This is a genomic window from Pseudoalteromonas sp. P1-8 (assembly GCF_001399985.1).
Classification (GTDB): Bacteria; Pseudomonadota; Gammaproteobacteria; order Enterobacterales; family Alteromonadaceae; genus Pseudoalteromonas.
Genome location: NZ_LJSO01000007.1, coordinates 193,369 through 208,890 on the forward strand (window position 1 = coordinate 193,369; position 15,522 = coordinate 208,890).

The 15,522-nt window shown below is 41.7% G+C and carries 12 protein-coding genes; 3 read left to right on the plus strand and 9 right to left on the minus strand.

The genetic code is table 11. The features are described 5' to 3' along the window. Positions 1-31 precede the first annotated feature (31 nt). The 3 genes from AN213_RS11945 to apbC form a co-directional block, all read right to left on the minus strand. Complete coding sequence (locus AN213_RS11945; RefSeq protein ID WP_055198713.1) at positions 32-2,983, minus strand: TonB-dependent receptor; 2,952 nt, start codon at positions 2,981-2,983, stop codon at positions 32-34. A gap of 78 nt (positions 2,984-3,061) precedes the next feature. Continuing rightward, positions 3,062-5,713 carry a glycoside hydrolase family 16 protein gene (locus AN213_RS11950; protein WP_055198714.1) on the minus strand — a complete coding sequence of 884 codons (2,652 nt, stop codon included), beginning with the start codon at positions 5,711-5,713 and terminating at the stop codon, positions 3,062-3,064. 321 nt (positions 5,714-6,034) lie between these two features. Further along, positions 6,035-7,114 carry an iron-sulfur cluster carrier protein ApbC gene (apbC, locus tag AN213_RS11955; RefSeq protein WP_055198715.1) on the minus strand — a complete coding sequence of 360 codons (1,080 nt, stop codon included), beginning with the start codon at positions 7,112-7,114 and terminating at the stop codon, positions 6,035-6,037. A 178-nt stretch (positions 7,115-7,292) separates the two neighbouring features. Here apbC and metG point away from each other — a divergent pair, with 178 nt between their 5' ends. Continuing rightward, entirely contained in the window at positions 7,293-9,317 is a 2,025-nt protein-coding gene (gene metG / locus AN213_RS11960) for a methionine--tRNA ligase (RefSeq protein WP_055198716.1), read from the plus strand. 108 nt (positions 9,318-9,425) lie between these two features. On the opposite strand, the gene AN213_RS11965 is transcribed toward metG, so the two are convergent. Together AN213_RS11965 and lepB are read right to left on the minus strand one after the other, a co-directional pair. Next, complete coding sequence (locus AN213_RS11965) at positions 9,426-10,241, minus strand: hypothetical protein (RefSeq protein WP_055198717.1); 816 nt, start codon at positions 10,239-10,241, stop codon at positions 9,426-9,428. An 82-nt stretch (positions 10,242-10,323) separates the two neighbouring features. Further along, positions 10,324-10,983 carry a signal peptidase I gene (gene lepB, locus AN213_RS11970; RefSeq protein WP_055198718.1) on the minus strand — a complete coding sequence of 220 codons (660 nt, stop codon included), beginning with the start codon at positions 10,981-10,983 and terminating at the stop codon, positions 10,324-10,326. 187 nt (positions 10,984-11,170) lie between these two features. Between lepB and AN213_RS11975 the strand changes: the two genes are divergently transcribed. Both AN213_RS11975 and AN213_RS11980 read left to right on the plus strand, forming a co-directional pair. Beyond that, positions 11,171-11,629, plus strand: coding sequence for a hypothetical protein (locus AN213_RS11975; RefSeq protein WP_055198719.1), 459 nt, complete (start codon positions 11,171-11,173; stop codon positions 11,627-11,629). Continuing rightward, a complete protein-coding gene (locus AN213_RS11980) occupies positions 11,630-11,836 on the plus strand; it encodes a helix-turn-helix transcriptional regulator (RefSeq protein WP_054552938.1) in 207 nt (68 codons plus the stop codon). A gap of 56 nt (positions 11,837-11,892) precedes the next feature. Here AN213_RS11980 and AN213_RS11985 read toward each other — a convergent pair whose 3' ends face one another. The 4 genes from AN213_RS11985 to aceK are packed head-to-tail and all read right to left on the minus strand — an operon-like array spanning position 11,893 to position 15,452. Continuing rightward, positions 11,893-12,153, minus strand: coding sequence for a DUF2999 family protein (locus tag AN213_RS11985; protein WP_054561248.1), 261 nt, complete (start codon positions 12,151-12,153; stop codon positions 11,893-11,895). Positions 12,154-12,206: 53 nt separating this feature from the next. Next, the gene (locus tag AN213_RS11990) at positions 12,207-13,169 is read right to left on the minus strand and encodes a zinc-binding dehydrogenase (RefSeq protein ID WP_055198720.1); all 963 of its coding nucleotides are present in this window, start codon (positions 13,167-13,169) and stop codon (positions 12,207-12,209) included. Positions 13,170-13,177: 8 nt separating this feature from the next. After that, positions 13,178-13,570 carry a hypothetical protein gene (locus AN213_RS11995; protein ID WP_054561986.1) on the minus strand — a complete coding sequence of 131 codons (393 nt, stop codon included), beginning with the start codon at positions 13,568-13,570 and terminating at the stop codon, positions 13,178-13,180. A gap of 52 nt (positions 13,571-13,622) precedes the next feature. Continuing rightward, on the minus strand, positions 13,623-15,452 hold the full coding sequence (aceK, locus tag AN213_RS12000; protein ID WP_055198721.1) for a bifunctional isocitrate dehydrogenase kinase/phosphatase: 1,830 nt from the start codon (positions 15,450-15,452) through the stop codon (positions 13,623-13,625). Between the last annotated feature and the right edge of the window lie 70 nt (positions 15,453-15,522).

Genomic DNA, 15,522 nt, shown 5'->3' on the forward strand with positions numbered 1-15,522 from the left:
GAGCGGCTTTTGTTCCTTTGGGGATCACATATTAAAAGCTATAACGGGCACCGATTGTGTAACGTGGTCCGTATTGACGAGCAAATAAGAACTGCTCTTCGTAACGACCGTAGCCACGCTCAGTTTCGTTGTTAAGGTTTATACCTTCAAAGAAAACAGTCATGTTTTCGTTGATGTCGTAGTTAACACTTAAGTCCCATTGACCGTAGGTATCGCCAAATTGTGGCGGCGCATCAACCGAGCCTTGCGATTGACCTACCCCAATTAAGTAAGAATCACGCCATGCGTAAGTCACTTTTACTGATAAGCCATCTTTATCATAGAAGGCTTGGAAGTTCGCTGAATCACTTAAACCTTCTAATGGAAACTGCGGGTTGAGGTCATTTGAATCAAATTCAACATCGCCATCAACAAATGTGGCATTAATCCCTAAACCAAAGCCACTTTCACCAAATATGTGTTGTACGGCAAGCTCAATACCATCGACTGATTTGCTATCGGTATTTTGTGGTTGAGTAATATCCCATACTATAAGTGGGTCTGCACTCGTTGGCTCAATCATACCATCGGCATTACCATAACCAAGTGCCAGCATTTCATTGAAAATTGCATTGGTTGTCGCTTGCTCACCACGCGCTTCTACAGATGCAACAGCTTCTTGATAACGCGGACCATTTAAGATGTCATGTAAACCATCAATGGTAATCTGTTGTGTCGTGTTTGAAATAAAGTTATCTACGTCTTTTTTGAAGTAGCCAACCGATGCATAACTACCTTCACCGTAGTAGTATTCAAGTGTTAAATCGAGGTTTGTTGACTCAAATGGTAATAGGTCAGTATTGCCTTGACCACCAGTACGTGCATCTGGTTTCGGGCTACCTGTGAGGCTTCGACCACCAGCTAAATTACCCAGCGGCGCACGAGCCATGGTTTTACCCCACGAAACACGACCAATAAGCTCATCTGTAATTTCAACTTTTATGTCGATATTCGGTAACCAAATATCGTAATTACCTTTTTCTTGATAAAAGTTATCTGTACCACCTGTTTCGTATTGCATGATCCACTCTGAAGCGGCTACCCAGTTCACTTGTTTTTCAATTTTTTGACGGACAGTACTAGTTACATCGGTCTCTTCATAACGAAGACCAGCGTTGATTTGAACAAAGTAGTCTGCTACATCAAACTCCCATAAGCTATTCACATAGAAGCTTTGCGTTTTCTCTTCTACGTAGCTTTCACTGTCGATACCATCAAAGAATGGGTCAATTGAATACTGATTATCGCCCAATAAATCTTCATTTAAATAAGCAAGCTGACGAGCTAACGCTTCTTCAAAGCTATAGGTGTAGTAGTAATTAGGCTCAAGGGCACTACCACCACCAGCGAACTGGTCTAGCATGTCGCCAGTATCATTATAAGTGAACATGCCATCTGGGAAGATTTCTGTGAATGAAGGGTTAAAACCTGGGCCACCACGCAAGCCACTCCATGCCGTAAAGCCACCCATAGTTTGCTTAGTATTGGCAGCACCGAATTTCACTTTAACAAGTGGAATTTCAAAACGTTCGTTGAACCAGGTTGCATGAAGCTGCGCTTGCTCAACATTAGACTCACCTGGCGAGTAAATAAACTGACTGAAGTTCGAATCTATCTCACTTGGGTCTAGTACTGTAGTACCATTGTTCCAATTAACGTAGGCATGCGGAATTTCGCCAGTGCGATAGTCATATACTTTGCTCTGTAACTGGTCAGAGCCAAGAATGATTTGACCATCAGAACCTAAGCCATCATCTGCGCCATTATCTGTTTCGTTTTTCGAATCATGATAATCGAACTCAACTTCCCACTCATCGTTAATTTGCCATTCTAGGTTTAAACCAATTGAACGTGCTTTTACTTCTGTAGTGGCGCGACTTGCAGTAAATGAACCATCGTCACCACTGATGTCTGCATAAATCGCTGTACCATTCTCATCAAGCTCATAGCCATTAATGTTTGTACTAAAGTTGTTCCAAATACCCCAACCAACAGTATTCACACCGGTGATTGCGCGGCTTGCCGTATAATCAACCGTTGCAGTAAAGCTTTCAATTGGCGAGTACTGTAAAGTTACTTGGCCATTAGTACGCTCACGTTCAACATCAGCAATACTGTAGTTCATGTCTTTCGGGAAGAAATGATTACCGACACGGTTGCCTTCGCTATCTACTGCACGTGGGTCAATGTAGTCACCTTCATCAAGGGTTGGTAAGTCAACATTGGCCTGCCAACCTTGAATATTGGCACTTTGCTGTTGAAAATCACGTTCTTGATGAGAGAATGATGCCGCAAAACCAAATGTATCATCAGCATAGGTATTGCTGTACATCGCTGAAAACTCTGGCGTTAAATCATCACCTTTTTCATTTGACGAGTCATGAATAGCTTTAATAGACGAGCTAAACTTTTCGCCTGGGCTATTTAATGGGCGAGTTGTAATAATATTTACAGTAGCGCCTAGACCACCACTTGGAACATCAGCTTGACCTGATTTCGCTACTTCAAGTGCACTTACACCATCAGCGGCAATATTCTCAAGGGCGTATGAACGTGTATAACCCGTGCCTGGCATTTGACGGCCATTCAACATTACTAGGTTAAACTCAGGACCAAAACCACGTACCGTAATTTCGCTACCTTCGCCGTTTGAACGGCTCACTGATACACCGGTAATACGCTGTAATGATTCAGCTAAGTTAGTATCTGGGAATTTACCCATCTCTTCTGCTGAAATCGCATCTACAACACCTGTTGCATCGCGTTTCATATCCATGGCGCGGATCAGACTGCCACGAATACCTTTAACTTCGATAACTTCAATTTCGTTATCAGCTTTCTCTTGCTCATCCTGTGCGTAAGCAGACATAGTGCCTAGCCCTGCGGTTAAAATCATCGCAACTGACGCTGCAAGAGGTGTTTTAATAAATTTTGTGCTTTTCATGATATACCTGCTTTTGCAATATGTTGTCATGGATACTGGGTGCTGTAATCAGCACCCATCACTTGTTGCCAATGTTAATTACGGGTTTGCAATAACTGCATTATCAATACGGTAAACCGCACCTTCACCCATACCCCATGACGGGAACACCATAACAACGTCGATTGCACTAATATCAAGACCTGCACTTAGTAAATCGGCAAGTGTATAAGTATAGGTTTGCCACTCACCAACCACAGGCTCGACACCTTCTTGGCTTGCACTCAACGCAAGCTCCACAGCTTGACCTGCATCGTTTGATTCAATTTTGAATAACCACTGAGCATCTTGGTCGCTGGCGTTTGAAACTATCTTCATCTCAAAACGAACCACACCTTCAGATAATAAGTGTGATGCATCAAAGCTCACGCCATCATCAGCTAAAAACCCCATTACCGTAGCGGTAGAACCAATTTGAAACTCTGCCACAGAGCCATGAGTTTCATCGTCAGTTTCGACTGTTGGCGTGCTACCAGCACAACAATCCCAAATGCTCCACTGATCAGCCACGTTTTCGGCAAACAGCGTCAGCTCTGATGCTGCCGATTCTTGCTCTGGTGCATAAATGCGAGCATTGTCGACACGGTAAACTGCACCTTCACCTTGACCCCAAGCAGGGAAAATCATGATTACATCAATAGCACTTACATCTAAACCTGCGTTTAATAAAGTACTGATTGGGAACGTGTATGTTTGCCATTCACCAGCAACAGGGTCAACACCTTCTGAGCTTGTGTTAAGGTTAACTTCTACTGCTGTTGCACCTTCATTAGACTCAACTTTTAATAGCCAAGGCGCATCTGGTGTTGATGATAAAGAGGTGATCTTCATCTCAAACTGCAGCATGCCGTCATCAACCAATGCTGATGCGTCAAACTGCGTACCACTGCCACCAGATGAAGTACGGTTAATAAAGCCCATTACCGTAGGAGTTGCACCAATAGAGAACTCTGCAGTAACACCATGTTCTTCGTCGTCGACTACTTCAACAGGTGTTGAACCACCACAACAATCCCATAGCGGCCAATCAAGATTAGTTTCATCAGTGAATAAAGTTAATGAAGGTAATGTTGTTGTGCCGCCATTGGTAATTTCAACATTATCAACACGGTAAACAGCACCCTCACCTTGACCCCATGCAGGGAAAATCATGATTACATCAATCAGTGATACATTTAAACCTGCGTCTGCTAATGTTTGCAGTGGGAAGGTATAAGTTTGCCATTCACCGGCAACTGGGCTAACACCTTCTGTACTTGCACTTAGGTTTAGCTCAACGGCTGTCGCGCCTTCATCACTTTCGATTTTAAATAACCAAGGTGCGTCTGGCGTTGATGGTAAAGACGTTACTTGCATATCAAAAGTCACATAGCCGTCTTCTAACATTGCACTGGCATCATAAGGTGACGCTTCACCGTTTTCATCGGTAATAAAGGCATCACGGCTAATAAAGCCATTTACAGTAGGTTCCGCACCCACACTAAATTCAACCACATTACCACGGTCTTCATCTTCAACTAACCCTGGCGTTGTGCCACCACAACAGTCCCATGCAGGCCAGTTAGGGTTAAAACTGCTATCAAAAATAGTCAGCGGCGTAACAGTGCCATCACTTGGTGGCGTTGGAGCAGGAGCTGCGCCTTGGACTAGTGCATCTTCTAAATTGTCATAACCTGGGCGAACTGTTTCACAGCCTTTACCTGTGTCTGGATCTTGAGCACATTCATAAACACGTACATAGTCAACTTCAAAAGTTTGACCATTTTCGAATGCAGTTGCATCAATACCAAGGGCATTAACATTTTCAGGCCAATCACCGCCAACAGCAAAGTTTAAGATTAAATAAAACTCTTGGTTAAATGGCGCAGCGTCCCAGAAAGTTGTTAACTCACCAGTTGTTTGATCAAAGTACTCTGTGTACCAACCCTTATGTTTAAGAGCCAGTGCTTCACCGTCAGCGTTATAAAGTAATTCTGACTGGCGCTGTGTCGCATATAAATAATCATCTACGTACCAACGAATTTCACCCTCTTGCCATTCAATAGCATAAGTATGAAAATCATCGGCTGGATTTGAATCTTGCGCGAAGGTGTACGCTTGACCACTACTGTCGTTATTTGGCCACGCTTGACCATAATGTAACGTGCCGTAGATATTTGACTCGAAGCCATCATCATTTTCGACTTTTAGGTTCACCGACTCAACAATGTCGATTTCACCTGAACGAGGCCACTCACCGTAAACTTCGTCGGTTGGCATCATCCAAAACGCCGGCCAAGAACCTTGACCGCTAGGTAGTTTTGCTCTTACTTCAAAACGGCCATATTTAAAATCGGCTTTGTAGCGAGTATTGATACGTGCAGATGTATAAGGCTTTGCAGCACCGTCTTCTGCAGGCAATGCAACGATATTAAGAATACCGTCTGCAACAAAGGCGTTTTCTTCACTGTCGGTATAACATTGTTTTTCGTTATTACCGCCACCTGCACAGTCTATTTCGAAATTCCATTTGTTGTCATCAATGGCATCGCCGTCAAAGTTATCTTCCCAAACCATCACCCAATCTGAAACTGGTTCAGTTGGATCGACAGTATCTATTTTTGTATCTGTGGCAGAGCCACCGCAGCCAGCTAAAGTCACTACAGAAAGCGCCATTGCTAGTTGTGTTAAGTGTGTTTTGAATTTGTTCATTGCATTGAACCCTAACATTATGTGTTTGTTAGTACTCAACTGATATATATAGAGTATAGTTTTAATCAGTCAATTGTAAGCGCTTACATTGACAGGCAAATAAAAAGACCTAACAATGTAAGCGCTTTCATTAGAGTATGTCACGGTTATTAAAACGTCAATAAAATATTAACATTTACTGCAACTTTGTTTTTCGACATATTTCACGAAAATGCAGGCTATATGCGACTAAAAGTGGGGTTAGATAGCAAAATTTAGTACAAAATAATCAATCTGTATTTTGTTAACAAGAAAAACCCACTAACAAAATCTTTGCAACAATCAATCTTCAGTAATGACAATTTCAACTGCGCTTGTGTGCGCCTGTTGATAATACAAGCTACTAGCAAGCACGCGTGCTGCAGTTTTGTAGGTTTCACTTATTTGAGCCTCGTTGTCTGTGGCAATTAAATCGCCCTGCTCCGAGCTTTCACGAATTTCAATGGCCAGCGGAATATTAGCCAGCACTGGTACACCATGACGATGTGCTAATTTTACGGCTCCATCTTTACCAAACACATGATTAGGCTTACCACAATGACCACATAAGAAGTAGCTCATGTTTTCAATTAAACCAAGCACAGGTACGTTCACTTTATTGAACATAGCAATGCCCTTTTGCGCATCGGCTAGCGCTAAATCTTGAGGCGTGGTAATGATCACTGCACCACTGGCTGGCACTTTTTGGCTAATAGTTAATTGAATATCGCCCGTACCTGGAGGCATATCAACAATTAGATAATCAAGCTCACCCCAAGCGGTTTCGTTCATTAACTGATTAAGTGCTCCCGATGCCATTGGTCCGCGCCAAACGGTCGCGTCATCACTTGGCACTAAAAAGCCGATCGATTGCGCCTTGAGGTTATGCGCTTCAAAAGGAAGTAAATTTTTATTATCTGCTGTTTTCGGCTCTGCCCCTTGTAGACCTAGAAGCAATGGAATAGACGGGCCATAAATATCAGCATCGAGAATACCCACTTTGGCACCCTCTTGTTCTAAAGCCGAGGCAAGATTCACCGCCGTAGTTGACTTTCCTACGCCGCCCTTACCTGAAGCAACGAGCACAATATGTTTAATTTGCTTAAAACTATATGTGCTAGGTAATTTCACTTTAGCACTAATTGACACAGGCACTGATAGTTTATCAGCGACAAATTTTTCAATCTCAGTGATTTCGCCCACGCCAGCAAAAGGTAGGCTTAGTTTTACCTGCCAGCTTTTATCGCTGTTTTGATTAAGCTCTTCGAGCCAATCTTGCTCAATACCAATGGCAAATGCGCTACTACGGTAGGCGGCTAAGGCTGCAATGATAGGTGCTTTTTCAGCCGATTTACTTGAGAATAGTTTTGACAGTCCAAACATAGCAATAAATTAGCGTTTCTTTGATGAAAAGTGCTGCGGAATTATGTAACATTCAAGGCATTAAAACCAGACAATTAGATAATATCATTGCTTTGAGTTGTCTATGAGCAACTCACAATGAATTAAATAATGATATTCGAGCATATTTGCATCGAACTAATCTCAATTCGGAATGATTATGGCACAGCGAAAGATCCTGATTACTAGCGCATTACCTTATGCCAATGGCCCGACTCACTTAGGTCATTTACTAGAATATATCCAAACTGATATTTGGGCGCGTTTCCAAAAACAACAAGGTCATGAAACCTATTACGTTTGCGCGGATGATGCTCACGGCACACCAATTATGCTTAATGCGCAAAAGCAAGGGATCACGCCAGAAGAGATGGTTAAAAACGTGAGTGTTGAACGTCAACGCGATTTTGCTGATTTCAACATTGAATTTGATAACTATCACAGCACGCACAGTGAAGAAAACCGCCATTTCAGCGAGCTAATCTACAACCGTTTAAATGAAGCGGGTCACATTAAAAAGCACACTATTTCTCAACTTTTCGACCCAGAGAAAGGTATCTTCTTACCAGATCGCTTTGTAACAGGTACTTGCCCAACGTGTAAGTCTGAAGATCAAAACGGTGACAGCTGTGATTCTTGTGGTGCAACTTACAGCCCAACTGAGCTTATCAACCCACGCTCTGTTATGTCGGGTGCTGAGCCAATCTTAAAAGATTCTGAGCATTACTTCTTCGACCTACCTGCTTTTGAAGACATGCTTAAAGAGTGGTTACACTCAGGTACGATTCAACAAGAAATGGCGAACAAGCTTGATGAGTGGTTTGCAGATGGCCTACAGCAGTGGGATATCAGCCGTGACGCACCTTACTTTGGTTTTGAAATCCCAGGTGCACCAGGTAAATACTTCTACGTGTGGTTAGACGCACCTATTGGCTACATGGCGAGCTTTAAAAACCTGTGTGATAAAAAAGGGATTGATTTTGATGCATTTTGGAGCGAAGACTCAGATGCAGAGCTTTACCACTTCATTGGTAAAGACATCATCTATTTCCACAGTCTATTCTGGCCGGCAATGTTAGATGGCGCAAAATTCAGAAAGCCAACAAACGTATTTGCCCATGGTTTTGTGACTGTGAATGGCGCGAAGATGTCTAAATCAAAAGGCACCTTTGTTAAGGCGCGTACTTACCTTGATAACCTAGATCCTGAATATCTTCGTTATTACTACGCGGCAAAATTAAACAACGGTATTACTGACCTTGATTTAAACCTTGAAGACTTTGCACTACGTGTTAACTCTGACTTAGTAGGTAAAGTAGTTAATATCGCAAGCCGTTGTGCAAGTTTCATCACCAAGAAGTTTGACGGTAAGCTTAGCGACACCGTAATGGACGAAGCACTATTAGGTGAGTTCCAAGCAGCTTCTGCAAGCATCGCAAATCACTATGAAAACCGTGATTACAGCCGTGCAATTCGTGAAATCATGGCACTTGCTGATAAAGCAAACCAATTTATCGACGCTAAAGCGCCTTGGGTATTGATTAAAGACGAAACAAAACAACAAGAAACACACGATGTTTGTTCACTTGGCTTAAATATGTTCCGTGTACTTATCACTTACTTAAAACCTGTTCTTCCAGGTATGGCTGCAAACGTTGAAGCTTTCTTAAACGACGATTTAACATGGCAAGGCGCGCAAACTGCGCTTGTTGGTCACGCAATTAATAAGTTCAAACCGCTAATGCAGCGTGTTGAAATGGATAAAGTAAATAAAATGATCGAAGAATCAAAAGAAAGCCTAGTTGCTGAAAAAGACAAGATTGATCCAAACAGCCCACTAGCAAAAGAGCCAATCAACCCAGAAATCGAATTTGATGATTTTGCTAAAGTTGATTTACGCGTAGCAAAAATTGCTAAAGCAGAACACGTTGAAGGCGCTGATAAGTTATTAAAACTAACTTTAGATTTAGGTGGCGAAACGCGCCAAGTATTCGCAGGCATTAAATCGGCGTATGCACCAGAAGACATTGAAGGCAAGCTAACGGTAATGGTCGCGAACCTTAAGCCTCGTAAGATGCGTTTCGGTATGTCTGAAGGCATGGTATTAGCTGCAGGCCCTGGCGGTAAAGAAATTTATATTCTTAACCCAGATGAAGGCTCAGAGCCTGGCATGCGTGTAATGTAATTACACAATTACTAGCTAATATAAATACTAGTTGATATAAAAAACCGTTGTGTTTCAGACACAACGGTTTTTTGTATTTAATGAATGCTTTAGATTAATGGTGTTAGCTTATGAGCTTGGGCATGCAGGATACTCAGTCAGTACTTGAGTAATTATTTGCCCAAACTGCTGGTGTTGTTGTTCGGTAATAGCAAAAGCAGCATTGTAAGCTAGGGTATCTGCAAGCTCACCTGTTATGACTTCATAAAAAGTCATCGCGGTCAGTAAGTGCCCTGCATCTGAAGCATGATTGCCATCTGTACTGTAAAAATTAAGCTCCGGTAATGCGGCGATTGCTTTGTCCCAAACTAAGCCGATTGGTGCAACACAGCTTACCTCTTTTTCGCTAATCGACAAATGCAATTGATAGACAAGCTCCCCTTCTTTGCCATCACCTCTTTGCGGATGCTCAGGAAACAAAATAGGTGTAATTTCCAGCTCTTTTGCACTGGCAATTAAACGCTCAGCCTCACTTGTAGAATAATTAACAGAGCCAGACTGAGAATACTTTTGACCTTGAAAAATAGCATGGCTCCAATTGGCTTGCTGCAGCTTTTCAACATTGCCGGATGTGTTCACTATCTCATCTAAAAAGCGACCACTGACGGTAAGAGTTGAAACTTGAGCATTGGTTAACTCACTGGAAATAAGCTGTTCAAGCAAATCCCCTAATCTAGCGCTATGGCTATTGCCATAAATAATAATTTGATAGTCAGCACTACCACTGTTATCGACAAGCTCAATACCTGTATCCGGTGTTGAGCTGTTAGTGTCATCAACTTTTGTAGATTCGTTTCTTGAGCTCGAACCACATGCAACCAGACTGATCGAAAAGACGAGTAACAAAAAAGATCGAATTAATCTCGCAAACTTATCATTTATCATACTTTACCTTTTGGCTTATTATTTTTATGTCGTTAATATTGAAACATAAAATTATAAATTGCCAATTTTGTACGATTTTTATCTAGGGTGCTAAGTACAAATCATGTAAAACTCGCTCTTTTCGAGGTAAGTAATAATCATCATAATCAAGTGACACTATGACTCTTTTAGCTTTGCCTAATAACTCACTGCGAGGCACTAAACCAATCACTCGTGAGTCTGCACTATTATCACGGTTATCACCCATCGCTAGATACATATCCTTTGGAATTACGACAGGGGCAAAATGCTGCATCACCGAGGGCGTTTTTGATACCACAATAGCGTGCTGAACACCGGCAAGATTTTCAATCAGTGTTTGCTGCTCATGCTCATCATCAGTTAATGCGTAATCAAGTGCTTTACCGTTAATGATCAATTTATTATCGACTAAAGTCACTGTATCGCCCGGCACACCAATAACCCGCTTTATTAAGCGATTATTTGCAGCCTTAGAATCAAATACAATAATATCACCGGCTTTTGGCTCATCTGTGCGCATTAGCGAAATATGACTAAATGGCACACGCAGATCATAAGCCATTTTATCCGTTAAAATACGGTCCCCTTCAATGATGGTCGGATTCATAGAACCTGTTGGCACTTCATACCAATCAGCCACTGCACTTCTGAACACACTCATCAAGCAGATAAATAAAATCAATGAGCGGTTATTTTTCCATACCTTTGAAAGCCAGTTCATATTCGTTCCTAATTTGTTGTTTGATTCATTAGGAGTCTGTGCGGTAGGAATTAGTTCTCAACTAAATGTAACGAAATACGTCAATGATAAAAATACCATACATGGTGTTAAAAATATTTGACATACCGAGCAATGAGTAGTTTACTTAACACCAAGTCAAATATTTTTTACATGGGGGTGGAAGAAAATGAGCTACAAAGAAATGACAATGTGGGGCACCTTGGTGGTAACCATAGGCCTTTTAAGCTATTACCTGTTAGGCATTAATTCACTACAAGCTGCAGGTGATCTTAGCCAAGATACTATGGTGTCTTATTTGTATAAGGTTGTCGTGGTTGCGGTGATCTTAGAGATCATTATGCAATCTGTGCTTGCAGGCATTAAACACAAAGAAGCAGACTTAGGGGATGATGAGCGTGATAAGCTCATTGAGCTAAAAAGCACCAAACTTGGTCACTGGTTCTGCTCTGCAACTATCTTAATGTGTGTATTTTTAGCGACGCAAATTGAGCGCGTATCTGGACGCATGCTGTTACCTGAGGTCTCTGATCTATATAATATTATGCACTTTCTTATTATTGGTTTTTTAGCCAGTGAAATTATTACTATTGCCAGCAAAGCGTATTTATATCGAAGAGACAGCTAGATGACAAAACAGCTCAGTAATACCATTCGGGAACTTCGATTTCATCACAACGAAATGACTCAGCAAGCATTGGCAGAGGCAGTTGGCGTTTCAAGGCAAACTATAGTAGCAATTGAAAAAGGTAAATATTCACCCTCGCTCGAGGTGGCTTTTAAGATTGCTCAACTGTTTGATAAGAAACTAGACGACGTGTTTTCGTATCAGTAATTAACAAAAAAGGTTAGCCAAAGAGCTAACCTTTTTTAAATTCGTATCATTTAATTTTATGACTGCTGATTTTTGAACTGCGCTTTGGCTTGCTCAACTTCATCATCACTGATACCCACTGATTCAGCCGCTTCTTTAATAAGGTGTGGCTGCGTCATCACTAATGCCATCAATTGTTGAAGCTTTTCTGGTGGGATACCTAACTGTTGGACTAGACCCATTGCCATCATTGGGTTTTCCATAAACGCTTGAAACAGCTCACGCACTTTCTCGTCACTTACATTGTGCTCTTTGAGCATTGCAATAATAGGGTTCATATTAACCTTTACTTTTAACTACTAATAAAACCAATAATATGGGCAAATTGATGTTATTCAACTAACATCACCACTTTTCCCGAGTTTTCGTTGTTATCTAAAATACGGTGAGCCTCATTCGCTTCTTGCCAATTTAAGGTTTTATAGATATTGCAATCGAACAGCCCGTTGGCCAAGTCATCATAAAAGCGCGAAATAAACTGCTCTTTTAAATGACGTTTAAACTCAATTGAACGATTACGCAAAGTTGATGCATGAAAGGAAATACGTTTGCTAAGCAGCCTTGCAAAGTCAACCTCAGCAAAGCGCGCATCTAAAAAGGCTAACATCACAATTTGGCAATCCATTGCTGCAACGGCAGCATTTTTATTTAAATAGCTTCCTGAGACAGGATCAACAATGGTATTGGCCTGTAAATTATTGGCTTTGAAGTACTCTACAAAATCAGTGGTTTTATAATTAATGGTGTGATCTGCACCAAGCTGTTTGGCATGCTCACACTTTTCATCACTACCTGCGCTGATCACCACTTGAGCGCCTGCGCGTTTTGACATTTGAATTGCCGCCCCACCGACACCACTAGCTCCCGCATGGATCAGTGCCGTCTGCCCCGCTTTGAGCTGACCAAATTGAAATAAGGCAGAAAAAGCCGTTAAGTATACTTCACTGATAGCAGCGCCTTGGGCCATTGTCATTTCATCTGGTAACGGCATTACTTGTGCAGCATCAACTGCAACATACTCGCTGTAAGCACCGCTCGCACACAAGGCAAAAACGCGTTTATTAAGCCAATCTCCCGATACTGCACTGCCTTGCTCAACAATGGTACCGGCGCATTCTAACCCTAGAATTTCACTGTCACCTTTGGGCGCAGGATATTTACCTTGTCGCTGTAAACAATCTGCCCGATTAACGCCGATTGCTGCAACAGCAATAAGAACTTCGTTATCTTTTAGGGCTGGTTTATCTGTTTGCGCAAAATGTAACTGTGAGTCTTCGTGCTTAATATAACGCATATCACCTTCTATTTAATTCGTTGCCAGATCTCAGCTTCGACTAATTTGCCATTTTCATACAAGGTGTGGTGCCACAAGTCACCTTTTATTTTGTAATCAAATGCCATGGTCTTACCAAGTAGTGAAGGAACATTACCATAGGAAAAAGTTTCGATAAATTGCTGGTCTTGCAAAACATATTTGCCGCCACCAGCATAATGAAAGTTGCCTTGCTTTTGGGTGATATAGCTAAAATGACTGGGTGTAATCAGTTTAACAGAGGTAATTTCTGGCGCTTTTGCCGTCACATAGCCGTCATTGGTTGCATATTTGCCTTCAACAAATTGCCAGCTACCTAATAACGGATTGGCGCTTACCATAGACGAAATAAATAAACTCGATAATAACAGTGTGTTTTTCATAGTGCGTTCCTTAGCAATTTTTTCAATAGCATACGCTAACACTATGTTCCTATTAAACAGTTATAGGTTGAGATTTTTTCATTTGAGCTCTCATCGACGAAAAGCGCCAAGACTGCTTATAAGGATAAACATCAAGCAATTGCCCATCGTTTATCGCAGTTTGTAATTGCTGCCACATCGTGGCAGTGAAAATATCTTGATGTGCAGCATTGAAGTGATCAAACGCTCGCTTATTAGCGCTAAAAAATACTTTAAACTGGCTCGGAAATACGTCGTTTTCTGCGATATCAAAGTAGCTTTCGCTGCTGAGCTCATCTAATGAGTCATCGGTTTTTGGCAGCTCTCTAAATTGACACTCTGTCATCGGACAAATTTCATCGTAGTCATAAAACACCACTCTTCCCCAACGGGTTACACCAAAGTTTTTCATCAGCATATCACCGGGGAAAATATTAGCCCCCGCAAGCTCTTTTATCGCTTTACCGTAATCAACCATTACTTGCTGCAGTTTTCGCTCATCACAGTCGTTTATATACAAATTAAGCGGCGTCATTTTTCGCTCTACATAAACATGGCGCAAAATAAGTGCATTACCCGAGATCACTAAGCTATCGCCAATTTGCTGCTGCATTATTTGTATAAGCTCATCACTAAATCGGCTTAAATCAAACGCTAAATAACGAAATTCGTGGGTATCAACTAGCCGTCCTACTCGGTCGGCTTGTTTAACAAAGTCGTACTTAGCCATTACTTGTTGTTTGGTGGCCGTTTTTGGCGCACTAAATTTATCCTTTATTACCTTGTACACATAATCTGAGCCTGGGGTGGTAAATACCAGCATCACCATGCCCGGCGTACCCGGCGCAAGTGTGTATTTATCGTCAACGGGGCTATTACGGGTGGTATCAACTTTATAACGATAAAACTCGGTTTTCGCGTGTTTGATAAAGCCTATGGCATTAAACAGCTCAAAACGTTGCTTATGAGGCATTAAAACACTGAGGTAATCAACATATCGGGCGGGTTGGTCAGTGTCGACCATAAAATAAGTACGCGCAAAGCCAAACAACAAGCTGAGTTGATCAGCTCCCATCATCACAGCATCAATGTGAAGACCTTTTTCACTGTTTAATAGCGCAATCGCAAATGGCATGTTATCGCCATTTTTAGCAATACAACGACCTATGATGTAGCACGCTTTATTTCTGAAAAACAATGAATTAGCGTATTCAATATAGCCATCGTTGAGAGCAAGCAGCTCATAAACTTGTGGGCATTGTTGTTTCGCTCCAGCAATCAAGGTACGCTGTAACATGGCAACATCATCAGTAAAATCAGCGTATTGTGACCGAAATACATGGCGCTTGATCAAGCTACTAATCGCACTTTCAAAGCCATTTTGCAGGGAAATGCGGCTAACCAATGAATCAAAGGGTCTTGGCCCCAGTTGATATCGTGCTTTTAATACAAACAAGTGCACATTGCGGATTTTTCGTGAGTCCCAAATTGCACCGAAGGTTGAGTTAAAAAAGGTATGAGCAATAGGCTGGTTTTCATGGCTTTGCACCATTTCTGCGTATATTTGTTTGGCTAATAACCAAAGCGCTGGGTCGTCTACTTCGCTATAAGCAATAATTTTTACCGCTTGGCTTACCTTTTTTACTTGCCCTTCGTAAACTTGCAATCGCGATTTCATAGCCCCTTGAACTTGATGCCACTGGCGCTGTTCAAAACGACTTTGTGCACCGAGGGTAATATTTAAAAACTCTGCAAACATAGCCTCAAAGCCAGCATACACCGCACGGGCAAGCTTAGTCGCTACGACCTGATTTAACTGTTCGCTGTGTGATTTAACAGCCAAATGTGAACTTTGCTGTGGCATTATTTTTATCGCTTATGCTGATTATTTTAGTCGCCTTGTTTACACACAATAGCAAGCGCGCTTTAATTTA